This is a genomic window from Cardinium endosymbiont of Philonthus spinipes (genome assembly GCF_964030745.1).
Lineage (GTDB): Bacteria > Bacteroidota > Bacteroidia > Cytophagales > Amoebophilaceae > Cardinium.
Map to the genome: position 1 here is coordinate 152,365 of NZ_OZ034918.1, position 21,654 is coordinate 174,018.

Below are 21,654 nucleotides of genomic sequence, written 5' to 3' on the forward strand. Positions count from 1 at the left end.
TCTGATCTAGATTAGAGCAGATTTCATGCCAAACCGATTAATGGTTCAACCATAGAGGTTATCAAGGAAGATAGACTGACAATTCGTCAGTAACCATGGTAGGCCATATCCTAAAAAGGAATTAAATTTACATATTATATAGTTTGTTTTTATTTAGTCATAACCATTCCTATTAACAATAGTATATGTTAAAATCCTTATCCATTGGGTCCTCTCAAATATTGAATGACTACCGCATAGCCTGCGAGAGCAGGGCAGCAAGCCTATTGGCACGCAAAGAGGTTTTTGCAGGAAAGGCCAAGTTTGGGATTTTTGGAGATGGTAAAGAGGTTGCACAACTGGCTATGGCTAAATATTTCCAAGCTGGAGACTGGCGTGCTGGTTACTATAGAGACCAAACTTTTATGTTTGCCATTGGTGCGTTAACCCTGCAACAATACTTTGCTCAACTATACGCCCATGCTTCCATAGAGGCCGACCCGGCTTCTGGAGGAAGAATGATGAACAGCCACTTTGCAACAAGATTTATAGATACAGCAGGCAATTGGTTGAATCAATGCACCAGCAAAAATGTTTCAGCAGACCTATCCTGTACGGCCGCACAAATGCCCAGGTTACTGGGGTTAGCCTATGCTTCCAAATTGTACCGCACAACTGCTTTTCAAGAAATGCAAAAAAATTTCTCTCATAAGGGGAATGAAGTAGCTTTTGGAACCATTGGGGATGCAAGTACTTCAGAGGGTATGTTTTTTGAAACGATTAATGCAGGGGGGGTATTACAAGTACCCATCTGTATTTCCATCTGGGATGATGGATATGGCATCTCTGTACCCCAACCCTACCATACCACTAAGGGAGATATTTCTGCTGTTTTAGAAGGCTTTAAACGAACGAAGCACCAACCTGGCTATGAAATATTTGTTACAAAGGGGTGGGACTATTTAGACTTATGTCACACCTATCACCAAGCAGTAACCATCTGTAGAAAAGAGCATGTACCTGTACTGATTCACGTTAAAGAGCTGACCCAACCACAAGGCCATTCTACCTCTGGCTCTCATGAACGCTATAAGTCAGCAGAACGATTAGCGTGGGAAGCAGCATACGACTGTCTACCAAAGATGGCCGCATGGATGGTAGAAAATGGCATAGCTACCCAGGAACTGCTGCAACAAATTGCTTTAGAAGCAGATAAAAAAGTAAAAATAGCTCAGCAAGCAGCCTGGGATGCATTCATAGAGGAAAATAATCAAGAAAAAGCATCACTACTGGCACTACTCAATGATATTGTATTACCCAAAGAGGAAGCAGGCCATAGCCAACTTGCAGCCATTATTCATAGATTAACTACACTGAAACATCCCCGTCACTTAGATGTAACCCAAGCAGCGACTCAAGCGCTCTATACCCTACGGGAAATCCCCTACATGCATAAAAAGGGGCTACTGGCTTGGTGGCATAACAATATAAGAAACAACGAAAAACGATTTAGTAGCCATCTATATAGCAGCTCTAGCAAAGCCGCCTTGCATGTAGCAGCGCATCCCCCTACCTATACAGAAAACCCTGAACAGGTAGATGGCAGAGAAATATTATGCAGCTGCTTTAAAGCGCTATTGGAACGTGATGGTCGCGTTTTTGCTATTGGGCAAGATTTGGGCAAAATAGGTGATGTAAACCAAGGTTTTGCAGGTTTACAAGCGCTATATGGCGAACTACGTGTAACAGATACCAGCATTCGAGAGTGCACCATGATTGGTCAGGGCATTGGTGCAGCAATGCGTGGGCTAAGGCCTATCGTTGAAATACAATATTTAGACTACCTCCCTTATGCCCTTCAAATTATAGAAGATGATTTAGCCACCCTACAATATCGAACAAAAGGAGGGCAAAAGGCACCTATGATCATTCGAACACGCGGCCATCGCCTAGAGGGCATTTGGCATGCTGGTTCCTATATGGCCAGTATTATCCATGCGATAAGGGGTATATACCTACTGGTGCCACGTAATATGACACAAGCAGCCGGCTTTTACAATACGATGATACAATCAGATGACAGTGCTTTAATCATTGAATGTTTAAACGGGTACCGATTAAAAGAAGCTATGCCTAGTAATGTGGCTACTATGACCATACCAATCGGTGTACCAGAGTGGCTTCGTATAGGCAGTGATGTCACCATTGTAACCTATGGAGCAATGTGTCGTATTGTTTGTGCAGCCGCAGATAGACTGGCCGATTTAGCCATTGAATGTGAAGTAATCGATGTACAAACCTTATTGCCATTTGATATACATCATAGCATTGCACAATCATTAGCAAAAACCAACCGCATCGTTTTTGCAGATGAAGATGTCCCAGGAGGGGCAACGGCCTATATGATGCAACAAGTATTAGAAACACAAAATGGCTATGCCATGCTGGACACACCACCGATCACTATTAGCAGCAAACCCCATCGCCCCGCCTATGGAGATGATGGAAACTATTTTTCCAAGCCTAACGTAGAAGAGGTGGTAGCTAAAATATATATGATGATGCATCAGGTAGATCCGGCACGCTATCCAGCTATTTTTTGATGGCATCCTATCTAGTGACCCCCCATCAGTTGCTGATTTAATTTTGATTTTGTATAATCAAATGTGTTGAGTTTATCAATAGTTTGATCTAGTATATCATTATTCAAAATCGGAAAGTGTAATGCTTATAATTAAAGTTTTATATACTTTATATTGCTACGGGGTTTTAGCATGTTTTATACATGGTTGTCATACCATAATGTACACTCATAACAACGAGCCTATACCGACACCTAAAAATCATAGCCATAAAGTTACCCCCCAAAATAGCACTAATGCAGCTACCTTACGCAATAGTGCAGCCATAAAGGAGCCTATAGCTATAATCAATAGGTTTTTGACCCAAATTCATCCTATTAATGGAGGCTTTAAAAGCCTTTACCAATGCGATATATGTGGTGCAAACTGTATGGACAGAAATCAATTAAGCGTACATAAAACCATACATACAGGACAAAAAACTTACAGATGTAATATCTGTGGTAAACAATTCGCTTACAACGGCAACTTACATATACATATAAAAACACACACAAGAGGCAAGCCTAACCAATGCGATACATGTGGTGCAAAATTTATAAACAGAAATCAATTAAGCGTACATAAAGCCATATATACAGGACAAAAAACTTACAGATGTGATATATGTGGCATACACTTCGCTTACAGCAGCAACTTATATGTACATATAAAAAAACATATAGGAGAAAAACCTTTCAAATGTAATCAGTGTAACAAACAATTCACTACAAAAAGTGGATTAAAGACACATAAAACAAGTAAAAAAGGATGTCCAAGATCTGCATAACCTGAACAGTGCTGTTTTTCCAATCAGGTACGTTGTAGTGATTGTTTCATTATTTTTACTACGTGCCAAATTTCGTATACGTGCAACCAATGGCGCGGGCTTAAGACATAAATATTATTGACTATTAAATAGAGCAGCATTTTTTACATGGAGCATTGGTATACGCAGCACTTATGGCCACCGATAAAAGATTTGGCGCCATAATAGCTTTTCTTATCATTATCAGCCCCTTGTCTCCTTCGATAAAAAAATGGCGCTCTAGTAAAACACTAACACCTGAGCGATAGGTTTTTTAGCGGACTAGAAAATCGTCTGTGTGAAGCACGCGTAGCGGGCTGAGTTCACGATTTTCCCGCTAAAAAACCTATCGATTCAGCTATTTACTATCGGGCCAGACTTTTTATCGAAGGAGACAAGGGGTCAACCAGAGGCGTGAATAGATACGAAAAAAGTGGACAAAAATTCATTATTAACCAGTGACGTGCATAGATACCAAATTTCCTTTATCGATAGCCTCACTGTTACTGCTTGGTCAAAAAACAGCGTTAATATGACCCTTGCTCTTCTTCTAGCAAATAGTGTATAATCGGTTTATTCACCAATGCTGGATGGACGACAAAGCCTTTCACAGAGTTGCCACTTTTAACCGTAGATTGGGGGTCTTTTGTAATCAATGGATGCCAGTCAGGTAGTGCTTTTTTTTCTTTTACAAGGCGATATGCACAACTTTTGGGCAACCAAGTAATGGTCTGTACATTTGTGGGGTTTAATTTGATGCAATCATCTACATAGCGAAATCGCTCTTTATAGTTGGAGCATTGACAAGTTTTTGTATTGAGCAACCGACAACAAATCTTGGTGGCTTGCACCTGCTGGGTTGCTGCTTCTTGTATTTTAAGCAGACAACATTTACCACAGCCATCACATAAAGACTCCCATTGAGATGAGGTCATTTGATCCAGTGGTATGTGCACCCAAAAGGGCTCTTTGTTACCAGTTGTATCCATTGTTTACGGTTTCATATGCCCAACTATCTATCATTCTGGTTTCCTCATTAAAGTTAAGACCTAAAAGTATAAGGGCTTTTTGTCTGAGTAAGTAAGGTTTATAATACCCGTTTGCTTTGATCTGGTCTAAGGCCATTTGACCAGTCGATTTATACTTAAGCTCTATAATATAGATAACTGTTCCTAATTCTAAAACAATATCTGACCTGCCTTGGCTGGAAGCAGATTCACTATGCAGCTGCATTCTTCTACCACCTAGAAAGCCCAAGCCTTGTAGCAGCATATGTAAATTGCTGTGGTATTGTTTTTCTTGTTTCGTATCTAAGTAATAAGGAAGGGTTGAAAATACCGTATTGATGTGATCTATAAAAGTTTCAATTTTTTTAGCAGATAAGGCATTTCTGATGGTATCGCGCTCGTGTATAAAATAATCCTTTACGCTTTTTTCCAGACTAGATTGTATACTTTTCTGGAAAGATGCTTCTATTTCTCTATTAGGGAACTTTAATGTATATAGACCAGTAGACTCATCATAATGGTCAATGGTCAGATAGCCTGTTTGAAACATCAGAGACTTTAAGCTAATCTCATTTCTGCTTTCTGTATACATTAACTCTTCTCTAACGGACTCTATTTGAAGGTTTTCCATATTCATATCAAACCTATCAGGATCTGCTAGCATCTGATTAATAAGTAAGCTTGGGCTGCCTGATTCGTACCAGTAGTTGGCTAGTTTGCCAGAGTCTAAGAATCTCAGAGTGGACCACGGGTTATATACACTTGCCCCATCTTCATAAAATCTATACCCATTGTAATAAGTCGCAATACGACTCATAACTTCTGCTTCAGTGACTTTTTTATTTTCTTTTTTGCTCCATTGCCCAGCAATATCTTTCAAATTGTTTGAGAATATGGTTAGCATTTCTTCTTGTGTATAGCCAAACATCGCATCCGCAGATGCATCAATGGTAATGTCTTTTAAATGATTGGCTCCTGAAAAAACATCAGATAAGCTAAATTTACTTACACCAGTGATAAAAGTGAGTTGAAAGTAGTCGTTTAGTGATTTTAAAGTCATAAAGAAATCTTTCATGACTTTGATATTGGCTTTCTCTAGGTCGGATCCTTTGGTTAGGTGAACAATAGGGGCATCATATTCGTCTATCAATACTACTATTTTAGATTCATAATCATTGCCTAGTTTAGTCATATCTGCCACTAAGTTAGAAAGCTTCGTTTTAAGCGAATGCCCTCTAAGGATTAACCTATATCCTGAAGCCACCTCTGTAAGTATATCTTCCAAAGACAATTGTAATAACTCTGATGTGTCGTTGCTTAATCTAGAAAGATCTAACCTAAGCACTGGATATTTCTTCCACGCATACCCATTTTCTGGCCTACCTATATGGTAACCTTTAAATATTGCTTCCTCTCCGTTGCATATGGTAGCTAGTGTATTGATAAATAAAGACTTGCCAAATCTACGAGGACGAGCTATGAAGATAGGATTTCTTTTTTCTATTAAATTTTGTGCATACCTGGTCTTATCTACATAATAACCTGTTTCAATCACTGATTTAACATCTGAGTAGCCAATCGGAAGGGCATCTATCTTACGCATAATTTTATCTCCTTATATTGATGATTTGTTATAAACCAAACTATACCAAGACAAATATAGGGTAAAATTTAGATGTATGAATTTTTAGGGCGGTATAGCTTATTGATAGAGGAACTGGGTGCTGACCATATCGCAAATAGACATCTTTTTCCCCGCTAGATTAAAACAGGTGTGGAGATAAAGGAGTGATCTGAAACAGTTTAGTGAACATTTCCTATTTGGAAGATTTTTTGAAATGAGGAAAAAAAGATTTTGGGGGATTTGTAATTGCTTGCTCTATCTGTTGTAGATATTGTTCGATTTTTTGTTCTTTTTGCTTTAGTCCCTTATTTAGCTTCTCGAGACTACCATCTCGACAAAAGGTCTCTATTATATTTCCTGTAGCATCTGCCAGAGAATTAAATTCGGATTCGGCAATACCTACTAACCCTTCTATATTGTCTATTTTTTCTTTGAGTTGTTCCATATGCTGGATTGCAAGTATAGGTTCGTACCACTTTAATTTTATCGCTTGTATTTCGTTCATTGCTTGTTTATGCAACTTTTTAACACTATCATTTTTAAGAAAACCATTTAGTTTACATTCGTAACCATGTATTGTTTTTTCTTGGCGTTTCAACCACGCCTTTATAGTGGTGTACCCTGGCCCATGGACCATGGTATCAAACTTCTCTATTGCTGCTTGTTGGCATAGTGTTAGCGCTGTTTTATCTTTTTGTGATATTTCCTGATTTGTTATGCGGTCTGCTACTGATGATTCAGATACATTTTCTGAGTCATCTTGTTTTGATACTTTCAGATCTATTTTAACTTCTTTTGCCGATGGTATCGGTACACTTTCTAATTTTTCTGCCTCTGCTTTTTCCTTATCTAACCCTTCTTTACCCTCTTCTTCTTCATTTACTGTTGCCTCTGCACTTTCTTCTGGTAGATCTTTATCGCTCGGGTTTTCGTCAGATTCCGGTTTTTCTTCTTTTGGCTCCTCTGGTTTTTCTGAATCTTTATCTTTTATTTCTTCTGGGATTTCTTCTGTTTCTTGACTTGATGGCGTTGTGGGATTGCCACCTGATGGGACTAGGGATGGTGCTGACACATTAAGTTTTAATGAGCGTTGTTTCTTGGATTGCTCGGAACCAGGACATCCAAGTTGGACAGTTAAAAATAGAGTAGAAAATAAAATCCTTTTAAAAATATATTGCATATGGTTTGGGGTTATTGAATGGGGTGCTTTCAAAACTCGATTTCTCGTAGCCCCCTTAAGAAACCTATTTCTAGTGGCAATTTTGGAGTTTGCCTCTGCTCCTCAAATAAATCTAGTATGCTGCGATGCTCGACTGCACTTCTCCTAAAAATTGCGCACCACAAATAGGTTTCGAAAAAAGGCTAATAAAAATTTTAGCATCGAAGCTTGTCTATGCTCCTCAACTACTACTACAGATTTAACAAGTTTGGTAAGATTCAATAGTACAAAGCTAAGCTATTAGCGGGAGGGCATACGAACCACCCATAAGCGACTTTTGGGTTAACTACGCTAACATACATTTTCCCTTACCTGGATTTTTTAAAAAAACCGCATCCATTTTTTTTGTTTTTGTTGTTTATTTTGTTGTTTATATCTTTGATACATGCGGCCAAGTCATCTACTAGATGGTCTAGACTTTCGTTTCTCTGCAGATCGAATTTCAACGTTCTTATGTTTTGTTCTAAGGAATTTGTTTGAGCCCTAAAATAGCGAAAATCTGCTTCTGTTTTTAGGTTATTTTTCCTTTGCTTTAATGTATCAATCTGATTGGCATAGCATTTTACTTTTTGATCGAAGAATGTTCTTACTTTCGCATATTCGATCCTATCGATTAAATCATTTGCTCTACACATCAATCGGACAAGGTCCTGTTTTTCTTTTGGTAAATTCTTTAATTTACCTGTACATTGCTCTAGGTTATAAGATAAGACGAATTTTTTTACATCTTCTTTGTATTGACTCATAGTTGTTTCTAGATTTTTGTAGTACTTTACGCACTCCTCCCACTTTTCCAACAGGGTACCGAACTTAGATTCCACTTCTTTTTTTTCGTCTTCTGTCAACAATTGTCCATATTGTTGTAATATTTCCTTCTTTTGTACATTGCCTTCTGTTTGTTGAGTGTTTAGCCCTTCTTTGCCCTCTATTTCTTCTTCATTTACTGCTATTTTTTCACTTTCTTCTGGTAGATCTTGATCGCTCGGTTTTTCGTCAGATTCCGGTTTTTCTTCTTTTAGTTCCTCTGGCTTTTCTGACTCTTTATCTTTTATTCCTTCTGGGATTTCTTCTGTTGCTTGACTTAATGGCGTTCTGGGATTGCCACCTGATGAGACTAGGGATGGTGCTGACACATTAAGTTTTAATGAGCGTTGTTTCTTGGATTGCTCGGAACCAGGACATCCAAGTTGGACAGTTAAAAATAGAGCAGCAAATAAAATCTTTTTAAAAATATATTGCATATGGTTTGGGGTTATTGAATGGGCTACTTTCAAGTATCTATTCACGTCACTGGTTAATAATGAATTGTGTTCCACTTTTTTCTTGATAAAAAAGTGGACAAAAAATCAAGCCCTCGGTAAAAAGTTGGGGACCTCACCCTTTATTTTCCCACTTTTTACAGGGGCATTTTTCTACTATGGCCATAGCGTTGAACGCATACACTTTCAAAACTCGATTTCTAATAGACCTCGTTCACAACCTATTTCTAATGGCAATTTTGGGGTTTTCCTCTGCTTCTCAAATACATCTAGTATGTTACCGATGCTCGACTGCACTTCTCCTAAAAATTGCGCACCACAAATAGGTTTCGAAAAAAGGCTAATAAAAATTTTAGTATCGAAGCTTGTGTAGGCTCTTTAAATACTGCTATAGATTTAGCAAATCTAGTAAAATTATATGATTTTGTTAATGAATTTTAAAAAAAACTTATTACGCCCCCTTTACTAAGACTTTCTGCAAAACCTATTTCTAATGGCAATTTTGGTGTCGAAGCTTGTCTATGCTCCTCAAATAGATCCAGTATGTTGCAGTGCTCGACTGCGCTTCTCCTAAAAATTGCTGATCACAAATAGCTTTTGCAGAAGGTATCTAGAAGCAGCCAACCACCAACAACCCCACCTTACCTCCTCTCAAGGCACAACCGCAACGCCTCCTGAGCAGCCATTTCCAACGCCCTTACTATGTCACCATCCAAATACCGCTTTGCCAAAAAAACATCCACCGTAAGCGTCTCCTTAGCCATATCTGATACCTGCACCTTATGTGCATAACCATACGCATGGCGCAAATCATACAACCGTTCAGCCAATTTAATACACAACACAAAAAGCTGATCCCGGTTCACCACCTTATTGCGCTGATCATCCACATAAAGCCCGGATGGCTCCATCTCCTGACGATCATCTATCGCCAAAACCGACTGTACAAAACAAAAAATATCCAAACTATAATTCGCCTTAATATACGAAAGCGGTAAATCCGTATAGACCATTAAATCATAGAGCAAAGCAGCATAAATCGGCTCCGGCACATAAGCCACCCAATCTGTTACCAATCGCGCAATGCCCACCGCACGCACATAAAACAACTCCCCAGATGCATGCCGCCTAAAAGCATAACAACGCCTGAGCAATAACAAGATTTCATCTATCACACCCAGACGGATATCGCACATTTTGCACACATAGTCATTAAACTTGCTTAACACTGCCATCGAAGCATCCACCTCGCTTTTCGTTATAAAACTATTTGAAGCAATAAGACCAGAAAGCATTTCATCACGAACCGCCGTTACACTACAAGGAAATACCAGAAGCGTCGCTTTTTGTTTGGAAGAAGGGAATTGCAGATAACCATAATGGGCACGAACCATCCTTTCTATAGGCTGCTTCTCCACATTGATGCGTTCCGGAGCCGCCTGGTCAAGCACCCCTATAACCTCTATTCCCTCTGTAACATCTTCATAATGCGAATGCATTGCAGGCAATGCTGATAAAGGCGTAGCTTCATCACTCACCATTAAAGCTATAGCTGGAAAAACCATTTCCGGAGGACGCTGCTTTTTAACAGGAACATATTTATAATATTTTAGCTCAGTGGCATGTAGTTGAATGCGTATAGACTCCCCCTGGTCTACATGCATAACCCGTACAATAACAGCCACTAATAAATCCACAACCTGGCGCACATCACATACAATCTTTCCATTCAAATCAACATTTTTCTGCGCCATGATCAGCTTTGGCGCAGTCTCCATCGAACCATTTAAAGCAATTTCCAATTGCTGCATCACTTCCCTTAGTGTAATTTCAGTTGGCAACAATGGCAAATGCCATTTAGATTGCGTGTGCGCTTTTAAAAAAGTAGACCACGTAGCAAAGTTTTGCACAATAACGCCAAAATCTTCCTTATATAGCACATCATCCCTTAAAAATAAAGAAGACTCCAACACCCCTTCCACCACCTTTTGGACAAAAGCTGTCTCCCTTTCTGAATAAGCCTCCACCGCATGAAGGTGCAAATTTTGGATCGTTTGTTTAAGTTTTAATTGATAGTTTTGCGCATGCCTTACCTTTGCCCTATTTTTTAAATAACGGTTATGCGCCCTATAATCAGTTACTTGGATTTTAATGTAAATAATCATCGTAAAAATCAATATGCTAAATCCAAATAACGATATCACCTCATCCGTTAATGCTATTAAATGATCCAAAGAACAAAAGACATAAGCAATCGCCCCTACCATAACTGCTAGTATCGCGATGCCCAAAGACAAGGGAAATACAGCCAAGATGACAGACAAATGGGCCAGAGATAACTTTAATAAAAATGAATAATCGGTCACGCGCCACCAATGCCAAAGCAAATTTATCGGAAGACAAAATAGCGCACCAATAAGCCAAAATCGAGTAATTTCCCAAGAGGGAACCTCTTTTTTGGAAACAATCGCATAACCTATTAGCCAAATACCCGCAGCAAATTGAAGTGTATACCAGTAGATAAGTCCTTTACCTATATAACTTAATATAGCAGTAGTGACAATCACATAAAAACCAGTATATCCCACTACACCATTACTGGGCTGAATTTTGGTTAGCTGCGCTCTTGCGTAAGAAGATCTCAGTAAAAAAAAGGAGACTACTATAAGGGTAAGAAACAAAGCTTGGAATGACAACATACACCATGCAATAAAAACCTATAACATAAAAATGAAAATGGAGACCATGATAAGCATTTTTTGTTATTCCGTCAAAGACTATAGTTTATTTGTATCCATTCATCCATAAACATAGACCTCTTAAAAAACCTATTTGTGATGGTAAGTGATCATCCAATGGCGCGGGCTTAAGACACACATATTAATGACTATTAAATAGAACAGCATTACCAGCCCCGCGTCTCCTTCGATAAAAAAAATGGCGCTCTAGTAAAATACGAACACCTGATCGATCTCTTTTTCAGCGGATTAGAAAATCGTCTGTTTGAAGCCCGCTTGCGGGCTGAGTTCACGGTTTTCCCGCTGAAAAAGAGATCGATTCAGCTATTTACTATCGGGCCAGACTTTTTATCGAAGGAGATAAGGGGCACAACTACAAGCGTGTAATGAAGTTCCTTAAAAAACTAGAAAAAATGCGTTTTCAACCACAGTGCTGAGTAAAAAAATAAGACAAATTCCTTAAATTAACGCCATTGCATGATCATCTATACACTAGCGTTTCAGACGCCTTTACCATATAGTTTCAAAAAATTATCTATATATTGTAAAGTTTTTTATCACGTTTGTTTTGTCTCCTTTAACGGCCATTCCATGCAACTTACATTTGCCAAGTACCAAGCTGCCGGAAACGATTTCATCATCCTTAATAATTTCCAAGATCAACATTATACATATGACCCTGTTGTGACCAAACAACTCTGTCATCGACAATTTGGTATTGGTGCAGATGGGGTCATTACCATTGAAAAACAGGCAGGTTGTGACTTTGCTCTATTGCACTATAATGCAGATGGCAGCCAAGGTGGTGGGATGTGTGGCAATGGAAGCCGATCCGCGCTTCACTACGCATACCAGCTAGGCATCGTCGATAAAAAAGCCAATTTTATGGCTATAGACGGCCCACACATAGGGTATATAGCAAATGACAGGGTCTACTTAACCCTACAGGATATAAATGTAATTCAGCCTCTAGATAAAGGCTATTTCCTAAACAATGGCACACGCCACTATGTAGAACAAGTAGATGCCATTCAAGCCGTTCCTATGGAAATAGTTGGCTTTCCAAGAAGAAACATGCACCCTTTTGAAAAAGAGGGCGTGAACCTGAACTTTTTTCAATTAGCTGAAGCAGACACCATATTTGTCCGCACCTGTGAATGCGGATTGGCAGCAGAACCCTTGTCGTGTGGCACAGGCGTTGCCGCCAGCGCCCTGGTTTCCAGTAGTTATTATGGCTTAAATAGCCCTATAACCGCCATCACTCAAGGCGGCACACTACAAGTAACCTTTACGAAGCTGCCTGATGGTCGCTTTACTGATATTCAGCTGAGTGGTCAGGTCTATCCATCTTTTCATGGCATAGTAGATCCAACCACTTTGCCTCCTATTGCCGAATGGAATAGACTATAACGACTTGTTTTTATTTGACGCTATTATAATAATATACAATGATTCATTTCGAAAAATTTACTTTGTCCAATGGTTTACAAGTTATTGTACATGAAGATCCAACCAGCCATATTGCCGTTATGAACCTACTGTATGATGTAGGCGCACGCGATGAGCACCCCCTAAAAACAGGTTTTGCCCATTTATTTGAACACTTAATGTTTGGTGGCTCCTGCAACATTCCCACTTACGATACCCCTTTGCAACAAGTAGGCGGTGAAAACAACGCCTATACCACTACAGACCTAACCAATTATTATTGTTCCCTACCTGCTGCAAATATAGAAACAGCTTTTTGGCTTGAATCTGACCGCATGCTTGGACTCGCCTTTAACGAAAAATCACTCGAAGTACAAAGAAAAGTAGTCATAGAAGAGTTCAAAGAACACTATCTAAACCAACCCTATGGTGATGCATGGCACCACTTAACCGACATGGCCTATACCACCCATCCCTACAGATGGCCCACCATTGGCCAATCATTAAGCCACATAGAAAACGCCACTATGGATGATGTAAAAGCCTTTTTTTACAAATTCTATAGACCCAACCATGCGATTTTAGTAGTCGCAGGACGCGTCACCAAGTCCCAAGTAGCCGAATTATGTACCAAATGGTTTGCACCCATTCCAGCTGGCCCTCCTTACCATAGATCCCTACCGCAAGAACCAGCACAAACAGGCCCTAGGCACAAAGTAGTGCAAGGAGATGTACCCTTTCCCATACTATATAAAGCCTATCATATGCCGGGAAAAGGCATGCCAGGCTACCAGGAAGCCGAAATATTATGCCACCTACTAAGCGAAGGTAAATCTGCCTTGCTACATGCCAACCTTGTAGAAAAACAAGCCCTCTTTACCAGAATAGAGGCCTATACTACAGAATCACTCGATCCAGGCCTATTGGTGATTAGTGGCAGTCTATCCCCAAACATTTCATTCGAAACAGCCGAAAACGCTTTAGTAGCCCTGTTGCAGCAAATCAAAGAGACACCCCCTACTGCATTAGAAAAGGTAAAAAACCAAATGGAAGCACAACTCACCTTTAGCCGAATAAGCCTTATACATCGCGCACAAGAGTTGGCAACAGCTACTTTACAAGGAGATACCAACTTGGTAAACCATAAAATTGAGTATATTAGGCAAGTTGACTTAGAAGCGGTGCAAACCATTGCCGAAATGATTTTACAACCGCACAATTGTAACACGCTCTACTATCAAACCATGTCATAAGCCAACGGACACAAAAATTGCATAAACCATGTTTGAGAGTCTTAGTAAAAATCTAGAAAAAGCGATAAAATCCTTAAAAGGACAAGGTCGTATTACAGAGATAAACATTGCTGCTACTATAAAAGAAATTCGCAGAAGCTTGGTACAAGCCGATGTCCACTACAAAGTAGCCAAACAAGTAACCGATGCGATCAAACAAAAAGCCATTGGCGCCAACGTGATTGCCTCTATTTCGCCCGGTCAGCTCTTTACAAAATTGGTCCAAGATGCCTTAACAGATTTAATGGGTGGCATGCATACCGAAGTGCGCCTAGCGGGTAATCCAGCCATTATACTACTAGCTGGACTACAAGGGGCAGGAAAAACCACCTTAGCAGGCAAGTTGGCACATTATTACCAAAAGAAAAATAAATCACCGCTCTTAGTAGCTTGTGACGTCTATAGACCCGCTGCAGCTGACCAACTCAAAACACTAGGCGAACAGCTCAATGTAAGTGTTTATACAGAGCCCGAAACAAAAAACCCCTATACCATTGCACAAAATGCCATACAAGAGGCCAAACATAAAGCAATGGATTTGATCATTGTAGATACGGCAGGCCGTTTGGCCATTGACGAGACGATGATGCAAGAGATTCGTATGCTAAAAGAAGCCTTAAAGCCCTCTGAAACCCTTTTTGTAGTCGATGCCATGGCTGGTCAAGAAGCAGTTTCCACAGCACAAGCTTTTAATGAACAGCTAAACTTTGATGGAGTCGTACTAACCAAACTAGATGGTGATGCCCGTGGAGGCGCAGCGCTTTCCATTCGCAGTATGGTCCATAAACCCATTAAGTTTATTAGTACAGGTGAAAAGATGCAAGATTTAGATCTTTTTCACCCAGACCGTATGGCAAGTCGTATTCTGGGCATGGGAGATGTAATCTCCTTTGTAGAACGCGCAGAAGAAATATATAATGAAGAACAACAACGCAGCTTACAGCAAAAAATTAAAACCAATCAATTTAATTTGGAAGATTTGGCCAAGCAAATCAGACAAATTAAAAAAATGGGCAATCTAAAAGACATCATTAGCATGCTGCCCGGTCTAGGAAATGCCATGCCAGATCTACCTCTAGAAGATGATCTATTTAAAAGCTGTGAGGTAATCATAGACTCTATGACCCCCGGAGAAAGGCAAAATCCCCCTATTATTGATCGAAGTCGGCGTGAACGCATTGCACGTGGCAGCGGGAAAACAGTCCAAGAGATTAACCAGTTGCTCAAACAGTTTGATATGATCTATAAGATGATGAAAAAAGTACATAAGCAAGGGCCCAATCTATTTGCTCGCTTACCAGGATTTCTAAAAAAAGGAAGATAACGATATAATCCAAATTTAAATTTGGCAATAGATGATTTTATATTTAAATTTGCCTAGGCCAAGTTTAAATTTACTGTAACAAACACTATGAAGCCAATCAATCAAAATAAAGAAAATCAAGAAGAACAAGCTTTTGCATTCAATAGCTCCAACAAAAGTGATCTTTTTAAAACCTTTGGATTTCAAAAATCTGAACAAGACAGTGGTTCTTCAGAGTCACAAATTGCATTATTTACATACAGGATTAAACATTTAACGGAACATCTAAGTGTTAAAAAGAAAGATCATGCTGCAAAATTAGGTCTTTTGAAGTTAGTCGGTAAGCGCAAAAGGTTATTAGCCTATCTTAAAAAAGTGGACCTGAATCGCTATAGAGATATCATTACCAACCTTGGTTTAAGAAAGTAGCGCATCCTTATTGCCATTGCGTGCCATTTGGTTATTTTCAAAACTTTTCCTATATCTAGTTGTATACACAAAGATCAAGATGTTATAGGAAAAGTTTTATGAGCCTTCTTTCTTTTGATGCCATTGTATACCATCATTCCATTGTACCCATATGCTCAGAAAACTCATTTCAAAAACAATACAGTTACCAGATAACCGGGTCATTACTATAGAAACGGGCAAGTTAGCCACTCAAGCTGATGGCTCTGTTTTGGTCCGAATGGGTAATACCATGCTTTTAGCCGCCGTAGTAGCCAAAGCAACTGCAGAAGAGACCACTTTTTTACCCCTTTCTGTAGACTATCAAGAAAAATTTGCTGCCTCTGGTAAAATACCGGGAGGCTTTCTAAAACGGGAAGGCAGACTAGGGGACCATGAAATTTTAATCGCCAGATTGGTCGATCGTGCCATTCGCCCCCTTTTTCCAAAAGGGTTTAATAGTGAAATTCAGGTAAATATATCACTAATATCTGCTGATGAGACCATTTTGCCAGATGCCCTTGCTGCATTAGCAGCCTCTTCTGCCCTATCTATTTCTTCTATTCCATTTCACGGACCTATTTCTGAAGTACGTGTGGCACGTGTAGGTGGCTTATTTGTCATCAATCCCCCTGCTCATCTACTTGAAACAGCCGATATGAATCTGATGGTAGCAGCCAGCGATGATCATATATTAATGGTCGAGGGAGAGATGCAAGAAGCGCAAGAAGCAGATATGCTAGCAGCGATTCGCTATGCCCATGATGCGATTAAAGTACACTGTCAAGCGCAACGGGAACTTATGCACGCAGTTGGTAAAACAATAGATACCGCTGATGATCCAGCTACGGCATCTCCCTATTCAACCACCTTACGTGAGGCCATTTATGCCGATCTATATGCGGTTGCCAAGCAACACATACCCATAAAAGCTTTGCGAAAAGAAGCATTTATGGCGGTAGCCCATCGTTACAACGAGCAGCTTGCCAAAGATCAAAATGGCAATGAAGTAGTTCCTGCGCAGCAGAAGGAATTTTTAGCTGAACTCCAACATCAAGCCACTCGAGCATTGGTATTAAATGAGCAGGTTCGTTTAGACGGTAGACTATTAGACCAGATTAGACCCATTGAATCTGAAATAGATTACCTACCCGCTGCACATGGCTCTGCCCTCTTTACAAGGGGTGAAACACAATCCCTTACCACGGTTACCCTTGGCAGCAAGTTTGATGAACAAATCATTGACAGAGCTATGGAAGATGGCTACAACCGTTTTATGCTCCATTACAACTTTCCTGGCTTTTCTACTGGAGAAGTCAAACCCAACAGAGGGCCTTCTCGTCGGGAAATAGGCCATGGCAACTTAGCCATGCGGGCATTAAAAGCTGTACTACCACCTGATAAAGAAAATCTATACACCATACGCGTTGTATCTGATATCCTTGAATCAAATGGCTCTTCTTCTATGGCTACCGTTTGTGCTGGTTCCTTAGCGCTAATGGATGCAGGTATTCCCATCAAAGCAGCTGTTGCAGGCATTGCTATGGGCATGATTACAGACCCTACTACAGGCCGCTTTGCCGTTTTGTCTGATATACTCGGAGATGAAGATCAGATCGGCGATATGGATTTTAAGGTAACAGGCACCCATCAGGGGATTACAGCATGCCAAATGGATATGAAAGTAGCTGGTATTTCCTATGCAATGCTGGAACAAGCGCTCCACCAAGCCAAAGCAGGCAGGCTCCATATCCTTGAAAAAATGGAAGCAACCATAGCTGTTCCACGTCCAGATAGCAAACCACATGCCCCTAAAATTGTCACTATAGAGGTGGAAAAAGAGATGATTGGAGCCATTATTGGGCCAGGTGGCAAGGTGATACAAGAAATTCAAAAAGAGACCTCTACCAATATAGATATTGTGGAACAAGGCCATAAAGGCATTGTGACTATATTTGCGGGCAATCAAGAGATGTTGCAAAAAGCTGCTGGTAGAATCAAAACGATTGCCGCCAAGCCAACCATTGGTGAAATATATATAGGGAAGGTCAAGTCTGTACTTAACTATGGCGCATTCGTAGAGTTTATGCCTGGAAAGGATGGCTTTCTACATGTTTCAGAAGTCCGTTTAGAGCGCATTGAAAATTTAGAAGACGTATTAGAAATTGGAGAAGAGTTACAGGTAAAGCTTATTGGCATAGATCCCAAAACAGGTAAATATAGGTTATCTCGTAAGGTATTGCTGGATGTGGTAGCAGCTGGAGGATAATAGGATATTTTCCTTAAGTTGACGCCATTGGCTGAACCGGGTATTATTTTTACATTTATTTTAAACGTAACAAACCATGAGACAACTGAAGATAAGCAAACAGATCACCAATCGTGAAAGTCAGTCTTTAGACAAATACCTTCAGGAGATTGGTAGGGTCCCACTACTTAGTGCAGATGAAGAGGTTGAGCTTTCCAAAAAAATTAGAATGGGAGATAGAGCTGCCTTTGAAAGGCTCACCAAGGCCAATCTTCGGTTTGTGGTTTCTGTAGCCAAGCAATATCAAAACCAAGGGCTATCTTTAAGTGATTTGATTAATGAAGGCAACCTAGGTCTGATTAAGTCAGCGCAACGGTTCGACGAAAAAAGAGGGTTTAAGTTTATCTCTTATGCCGTTTGGTGGATTAGACAATCCATCTTGCAAGCCCTAGCTGAGCAAGCCAGAATTGTACGGCTGCCATTGAACCGCATCAGTTCGCTGAGTAAAATTTCCAGAACCTTTTCTCGCTTGGAGCAAAAGTATGAAAGAGAGCCCACTGTGGAGGAACTGGCTGAGTTTTTAGAGGTTGATCCCGAGGAGGTACGCGGTGCGTTAAAAGTTGCAGGACGCCATATTTCTGTAGATGCTCCCTTTTTACAAGGTGAAGAAAATAGTCTCCTAGATGTATTGGAAAGCGACGTAGAAAAAAAGCCAGATAGTGAGCTGATGAATGATTCCTTGTGTAAAGAAATCCAACGTGCATTGGCTGTGCTTACGCCTAGGGAACGTGATGTGATCTGCTATTATTTTGGGCTGAACAATACAGAAATATTGACCCTAGAAGAGATAGGTGCCCGATTTGGGTTAACACGAGAGCGCGTGCGTCAAGTAAAAGAAAAGGGTATTAAAAAGCTAAAAGCAGCTGTTAGTAGCGAAACACTCAAGTGCTACCTAGGGTGATTTGTATCTTACGTTTTTCTTGATAAGCACGTAAGCAAAAAATCAAGCTCCTCGGCAAAAAGTTGCTGAAAGCACAGCTTACAGCTAGAAAAATTATTCATAAATCCTATGTCTCCTATACCACTTGTTATCATTGGAGGAGGGCCTGCTGGTTATACGGCTGCTATTTATGCTGCCCGGGCAGGCCTACATCCCGTTTTATACCAAGGCCCAAACCCAGGTGGTCAATTGACCATTACAGGAGATGTAGAGAATTACCCCGGTTATAGAAATGGCATAACGGGTCCTGCCATGATGGAAGACTTTCAAGCGCAAGCAGAACGGTTTGGCACCATTGTAAAAGCAGGTACCATTACCAAAGTGGATTTTGCTGCCTATCCGCTGGAATTGATCCTAGACAGCGGCGAAAAGGTAGTTGCTAAAGCGGTCATCATTGCTGCTGGCGCCTCTGCAAAATGGCTGGGTTTACCTGGAGAAAAAAGGTTATATGGAAGGGGAGTTTCCGCCTGTGCCATTTGCGATGGTTTCTTTTTTAAGGGAAAAACTGTTGTAGTAGTGGGGGGAGGCGATACTGCCGCAGAGGAATCGCTTTATTTAGCCAACCTTTGCCAGCAGGTTCACCTCCTGGTACGTAAAGACCATATGCGTGCCAGCAAGATTATGCAAGAACGGGTTTTGAAAAACCCAACGATTCAAGTCTGGTTTCAAACAGAGGTTAAAGACATTATAGGCCAAGAAACTGTAGAAGCCATAGAGGTCATTAATCCAGAGGCAACTACTAGGATACCAGCGGCTGGTTTATTTGTAGCCATAGGCCACCAACCAAACACTTTGCCCTTTCTACCCTATATAACAGTAGACCACCAAGGCTATATTCAAACAAATCCAGGCACTACACAAACCAATATTCCTGGCGTCTTTGCGGCTGGGGACATTCAAGATCCCCATTATAGACAAGCTGTAACAGCTGCTGGAACAGGCTGCATGGCCGCACTAGATGCAGAACGTTTTCTACAGCAAGCCTCTAGAAATTGATAAAAAGAGAGCAGTCATTTAAAACATCAGATGTATCTTCCCAAAAACAGCTACCTACAATCCTTATTTTGGTTATCACTCAGCATCCTTTCAAGTTGCTTGAATGATTTGGTTACCAAATACTTAATCACAGGGCTAACTGCTTGCCAAATCTGTTTTTTTCGTTTTTCCTTTGGTAGTTTGGTGTTAGTGCCTATTATGTGCCACAGAGGTAGTCATGCTTTTACAACAGAACGGCCACTGCTACATCTATTTCGAGGACTATTTTTATCCATTGCAATGGGTTTATATGCCTATAGCCTCAACGCAATAACCATGAGCAGCGCAACGGTCATCGGCTTTACCAATCCTATTTTTGTATTGATATTGGCAAGAATCTTTCTTAAAGAGCAAGTGGCTCCCCCTATATGGGTGGCTACCTTATTGACCTGTATAGGCATGGCTTTCATATTGCGTCCTACTATGTATAATAGCGGAGCCTTATCCTGTATATTGGCAACCATTGTTTTTGCCTCATTGGACATTATCAATAAAAAGTATATTACACGCGAGCCCATCCTTGCCATGCTTTTCTTTTCCAATTTGATCGCTGCTTGTTGCATGTTACCAGTAGCCTACTATTATTGGGAAAGCCCTACCCTATTTGAGCTATGCTTGTCAAGCATACTGGGCCTTGGCAGCAATCTTATTCTTTATTTCCTATTAAAAGCATTACAGCAATCAGATGTAGCTTCCTTAGCACCGATGAAGTATACCGAGTGGGTCCTTTCTATCCTATTGGGCTATCTTTTTTTTCAGGAATGGCCAACGGCCAGCACCTGTTTAGGAGCAGCCATAATTATTTCTTGCACCTGTTTTATCGTCTACTACCAAAATAGATTAAAAGCATAGTAGGCGTCCTGTTTGGCTTAACAATATGATAGACTAGTAAATAACTATAAACCTAAAAAAGTAGCAATTGTAGCCTGTATGCGCAAGCTTTTAGAAACAGTGCACAAGCTTATACAAAATAAACGAGGGTTTGTTAACCAAGTAAAAACTAATATTGACTTTGCATATTAAGATAATAGCTTTTTGCCGAGGACGTGATTTTTTGTCCACTTCTTTATCAAGAAAAAATTGGAATAAAATTCATTATATTAACCAGTGATGTGAACAGATAATGGCGTCAATTTAATACATAAATATTTTTGATTGTTAAATAGAACAGCATTTTTTACATGGAGCATGGGTATACGTAGCACTTGTGGCCTTCGATAAAAGATTTGGCGAACAGTAAAGGCAATGAAACAATCTATTGTTCAGCGGGAAAAACAGATTGTTTAAAGACTTCCGCTTTACTAAAGCGCCGCATTCCTTTATCGGCGGCCACAATAGCTTTTCTTGTCAATACCAGCCCACCTTATCTTCTTCGATAAAAAAATGGCGCTCTAGTAAAACACTAACACCTGAGCGATATATTTTTTAGCGGATTAGAAAATCGTTTGTTTGAAGCCCGCTTGCGGGCTGAGTTCACGATTTTCCCGCTAAAAAATATATCGATTCAGCTATTTACTATCGGGCCAGACTTTTTATCGAAGAAGATAAGGGGCTGAGCTGCATCCGTGAATAGATACTTATAATCAGGTAAAAAAATAAGGAAAATTCCTTAAGCCCGCGCCATTGCGCGAACAGATACAAAATGT

15 protein-coding genes are annotated in these 21,654 nt (G+C 40.2%); 10 read left to right on the top strand and 5 right to left on the bottom strand.

Translation table 11 applies throughout. The annotated features are described in order from the left end of the window. Positions 1-185: 185 nt before the first annotated feature. Both AAHM81_RS00630 and AAHM81_RS00635 read left to right on the top strand, forming a co-directional pair. Positions 186-2,582, top strand: coding sequence for an alpha-ketoacid dehydrogenase subunit alpha/beta (locus AAHM81_RS00630; RefSeq protein WP_342265444.1), 2,397 nt, complete (start codon positions 186-188; stop codon positions 2,580-2,582). A gap of 199 nt (positions 2,583-2,781) precedes the next feature. Further along, entirely contained in the window at positions 2,782-3,390 is a 609-nt protein-coding gene (locus AAHM81_RS00635) for a C2H2-type zinc finger protein (RefSeq protein ID WP_342265445.1), read from the top strand. Between the two features lie 545 nt (positions 3,391-3,935). Here AAHM81_RS00635 and AAHM81_RS00640 read toward each other — a convergent pair. The 5 genes from AAHM81_RS00640 to AAHM81_RS00660 form a co-directional block, all read right to left on the bottom strand. Next, positions 3,936-4,343 carry a YcgN family cysteine cluster protein gene (locus AAHM81_RS00640; RefSeq protein ID WP_342265446.1) on the bottom strand — a complete coding sequence of 136 codons (408 nt, stop codon included), beginning with the start codon at positions 4,341-4,343 and terminating at the stop codon, positions 3,936-3,938. Between the two features lie 37 nt (positions 4,344-4,380). Beyond that, positions 4,381-6,018, bottom strand: a complete 1,638-nt coding sequence (locus AAHM81_RS00645) for an AAA family ATPase (protein ID WP_342265447.1) — start codon at positions 6,016-6,018, stop codon at positions 4,381-4,383. Positions 6,019-6,232: 214 nt separating this feature from the next. Further along, the gene (locus tag AAHM81_RS00650) at positions 6,233-7,219 is read right to left on the bottom strand and encodes a hypothetical protein (protein WP_342265448.1); all 987 of its coding nucleotides are present in this window, start codon (positions 7,217-7,219) and stop codon (positions 6,233-6,235) included. Between the two features lie 347 nt (positions 7,220-7,566). Next, positions 7,567-8,499 carry a hypothetical protein gene (locus AAHM81_RS00655; protein ID WP_342265449.1) on the bottom strand — a complete coding sequence of 311 codons (933 nt, stop codon included), beginning with the start codon at positions 8,497-8,499 and terminating at the stop codon, positions 7,567-7,569. Between the two features lie 659 nt (positions 8,500-9,158). Then, the gene (locus tag AAHM81_RS00660; protein ID WP_342265450.1) at positions 9,159-11,216 is read right to left on the bottom strand and encodes an HD domain-containing protein; all 2,058 of its coding nucleotides are present in this window, start codon (positions 11,214-11,216) and stop codon (positions 9,159-9,161) included. A gap of 630 nt (positions 11,217-11,846) precedes the next feature. Between AAHM81_RS00660 and dapF the strand changes: the two genes are divergently transcribed. The 8 genes from dapF to AAHM81_RS00700 all read left to right on the top strand — a co-directional run bounded on the left by dapF (position 11,847) and on the right by AAHM81_RS00700 (position 20,860). Next, positions 11,847-12,665: a diaminopimelate epimerase gene (gene dapF / locus AAHM81_RS00665; RefSeq protein WP_342265451.1), complete on the top strand. Its 819-nt coding sequence runs from the start codon at positions 11,847-11,849 to the stop codon at positions 12,663-12,665. A gap of 38 nt (positions 12,666-12,703) precedes the next feature. Next, complete coding sequence (locus tag AAHM81_RS00670; RefSeq protein WP_342265452.1) at positions 12,704-13,936, top strand: pitrilysin family protein; 1,233 nt, start codon at positions 12,704-12,706, stop codon at positions 13,934-13,936. 28 nt (positions 13,937-13,964) lie between these two features. Then, positions 13,965-15,299, top strand: coding sequence for a signal recognition particle protein (gene ffh, locus AAHM81_RS00675; RefSeq protein WP_342265453.1), 1,335 nt, complete (start codon positions 13,965-13,967; stop codon positions 15,297-15,299). Between the two features lie 87 nt (positions 15,300-15,386). Further along, positions 15,387-15,707, top strand: coding sequence for a 30S ribosomal protein S15 (gene rpsO, locus AAHM81_RS00680; RefSeq protein ID WP_342265454.1), 321 nt, complete (start codon positions 15,387-15,389; stop codon positions 15,705-15,707). A gap of 151 nt (positions 15,708-15,858) precedes the next feature. Next, complete coding sequence (locus AAHM81_RS00685) at positions 15,859-17,994, top strand: polyribonucleotide nucleotidyltransferase (RefSeq protein WP_342265455.1); 2,136 nt, start codon at positions 15,859-15,861, stop codon at positions 17,992-17,994. Positions 17,995-18,070: 76 nt separating this feature from the next. Then, positions 18,071-18,934 (top strand): RNA polymerase sigma factor RpoD/SigA, encoded by an 864-nt coding sequence (locus AAHM81_RS00690; RefSeq protein WP_342265456.1) that lies wholly within the window; start codon positions 18,071-18,073, stop codon positions 18,932-18,934. A 108-nt stretch (positions 18,935-19,042) separates the two neighbouring features. Next, entirely contained in the window at positions 19,043-19,969 is a 927-nt protein-coding gene (gene trxB / locus AAHM81_RS00695) for a thioredoxin-disulfide reductase (RefSeq protein ID WP_342265457.1), read from the top strand. A 30-nt stretch (positions 19,970-19,999) separates the two neighbouring features. Continuing rightward, a complete protein-coding gene (locus AAHM81_RS00700; protein WP_342265458.1) occupies positions 20,000-20,860 on the top strand; it encodes a DMT family transporter in 861 nt (286 codons plus the stop codon). Positions 20,861-21,654 lie beyond the last annotated feature (794 nt).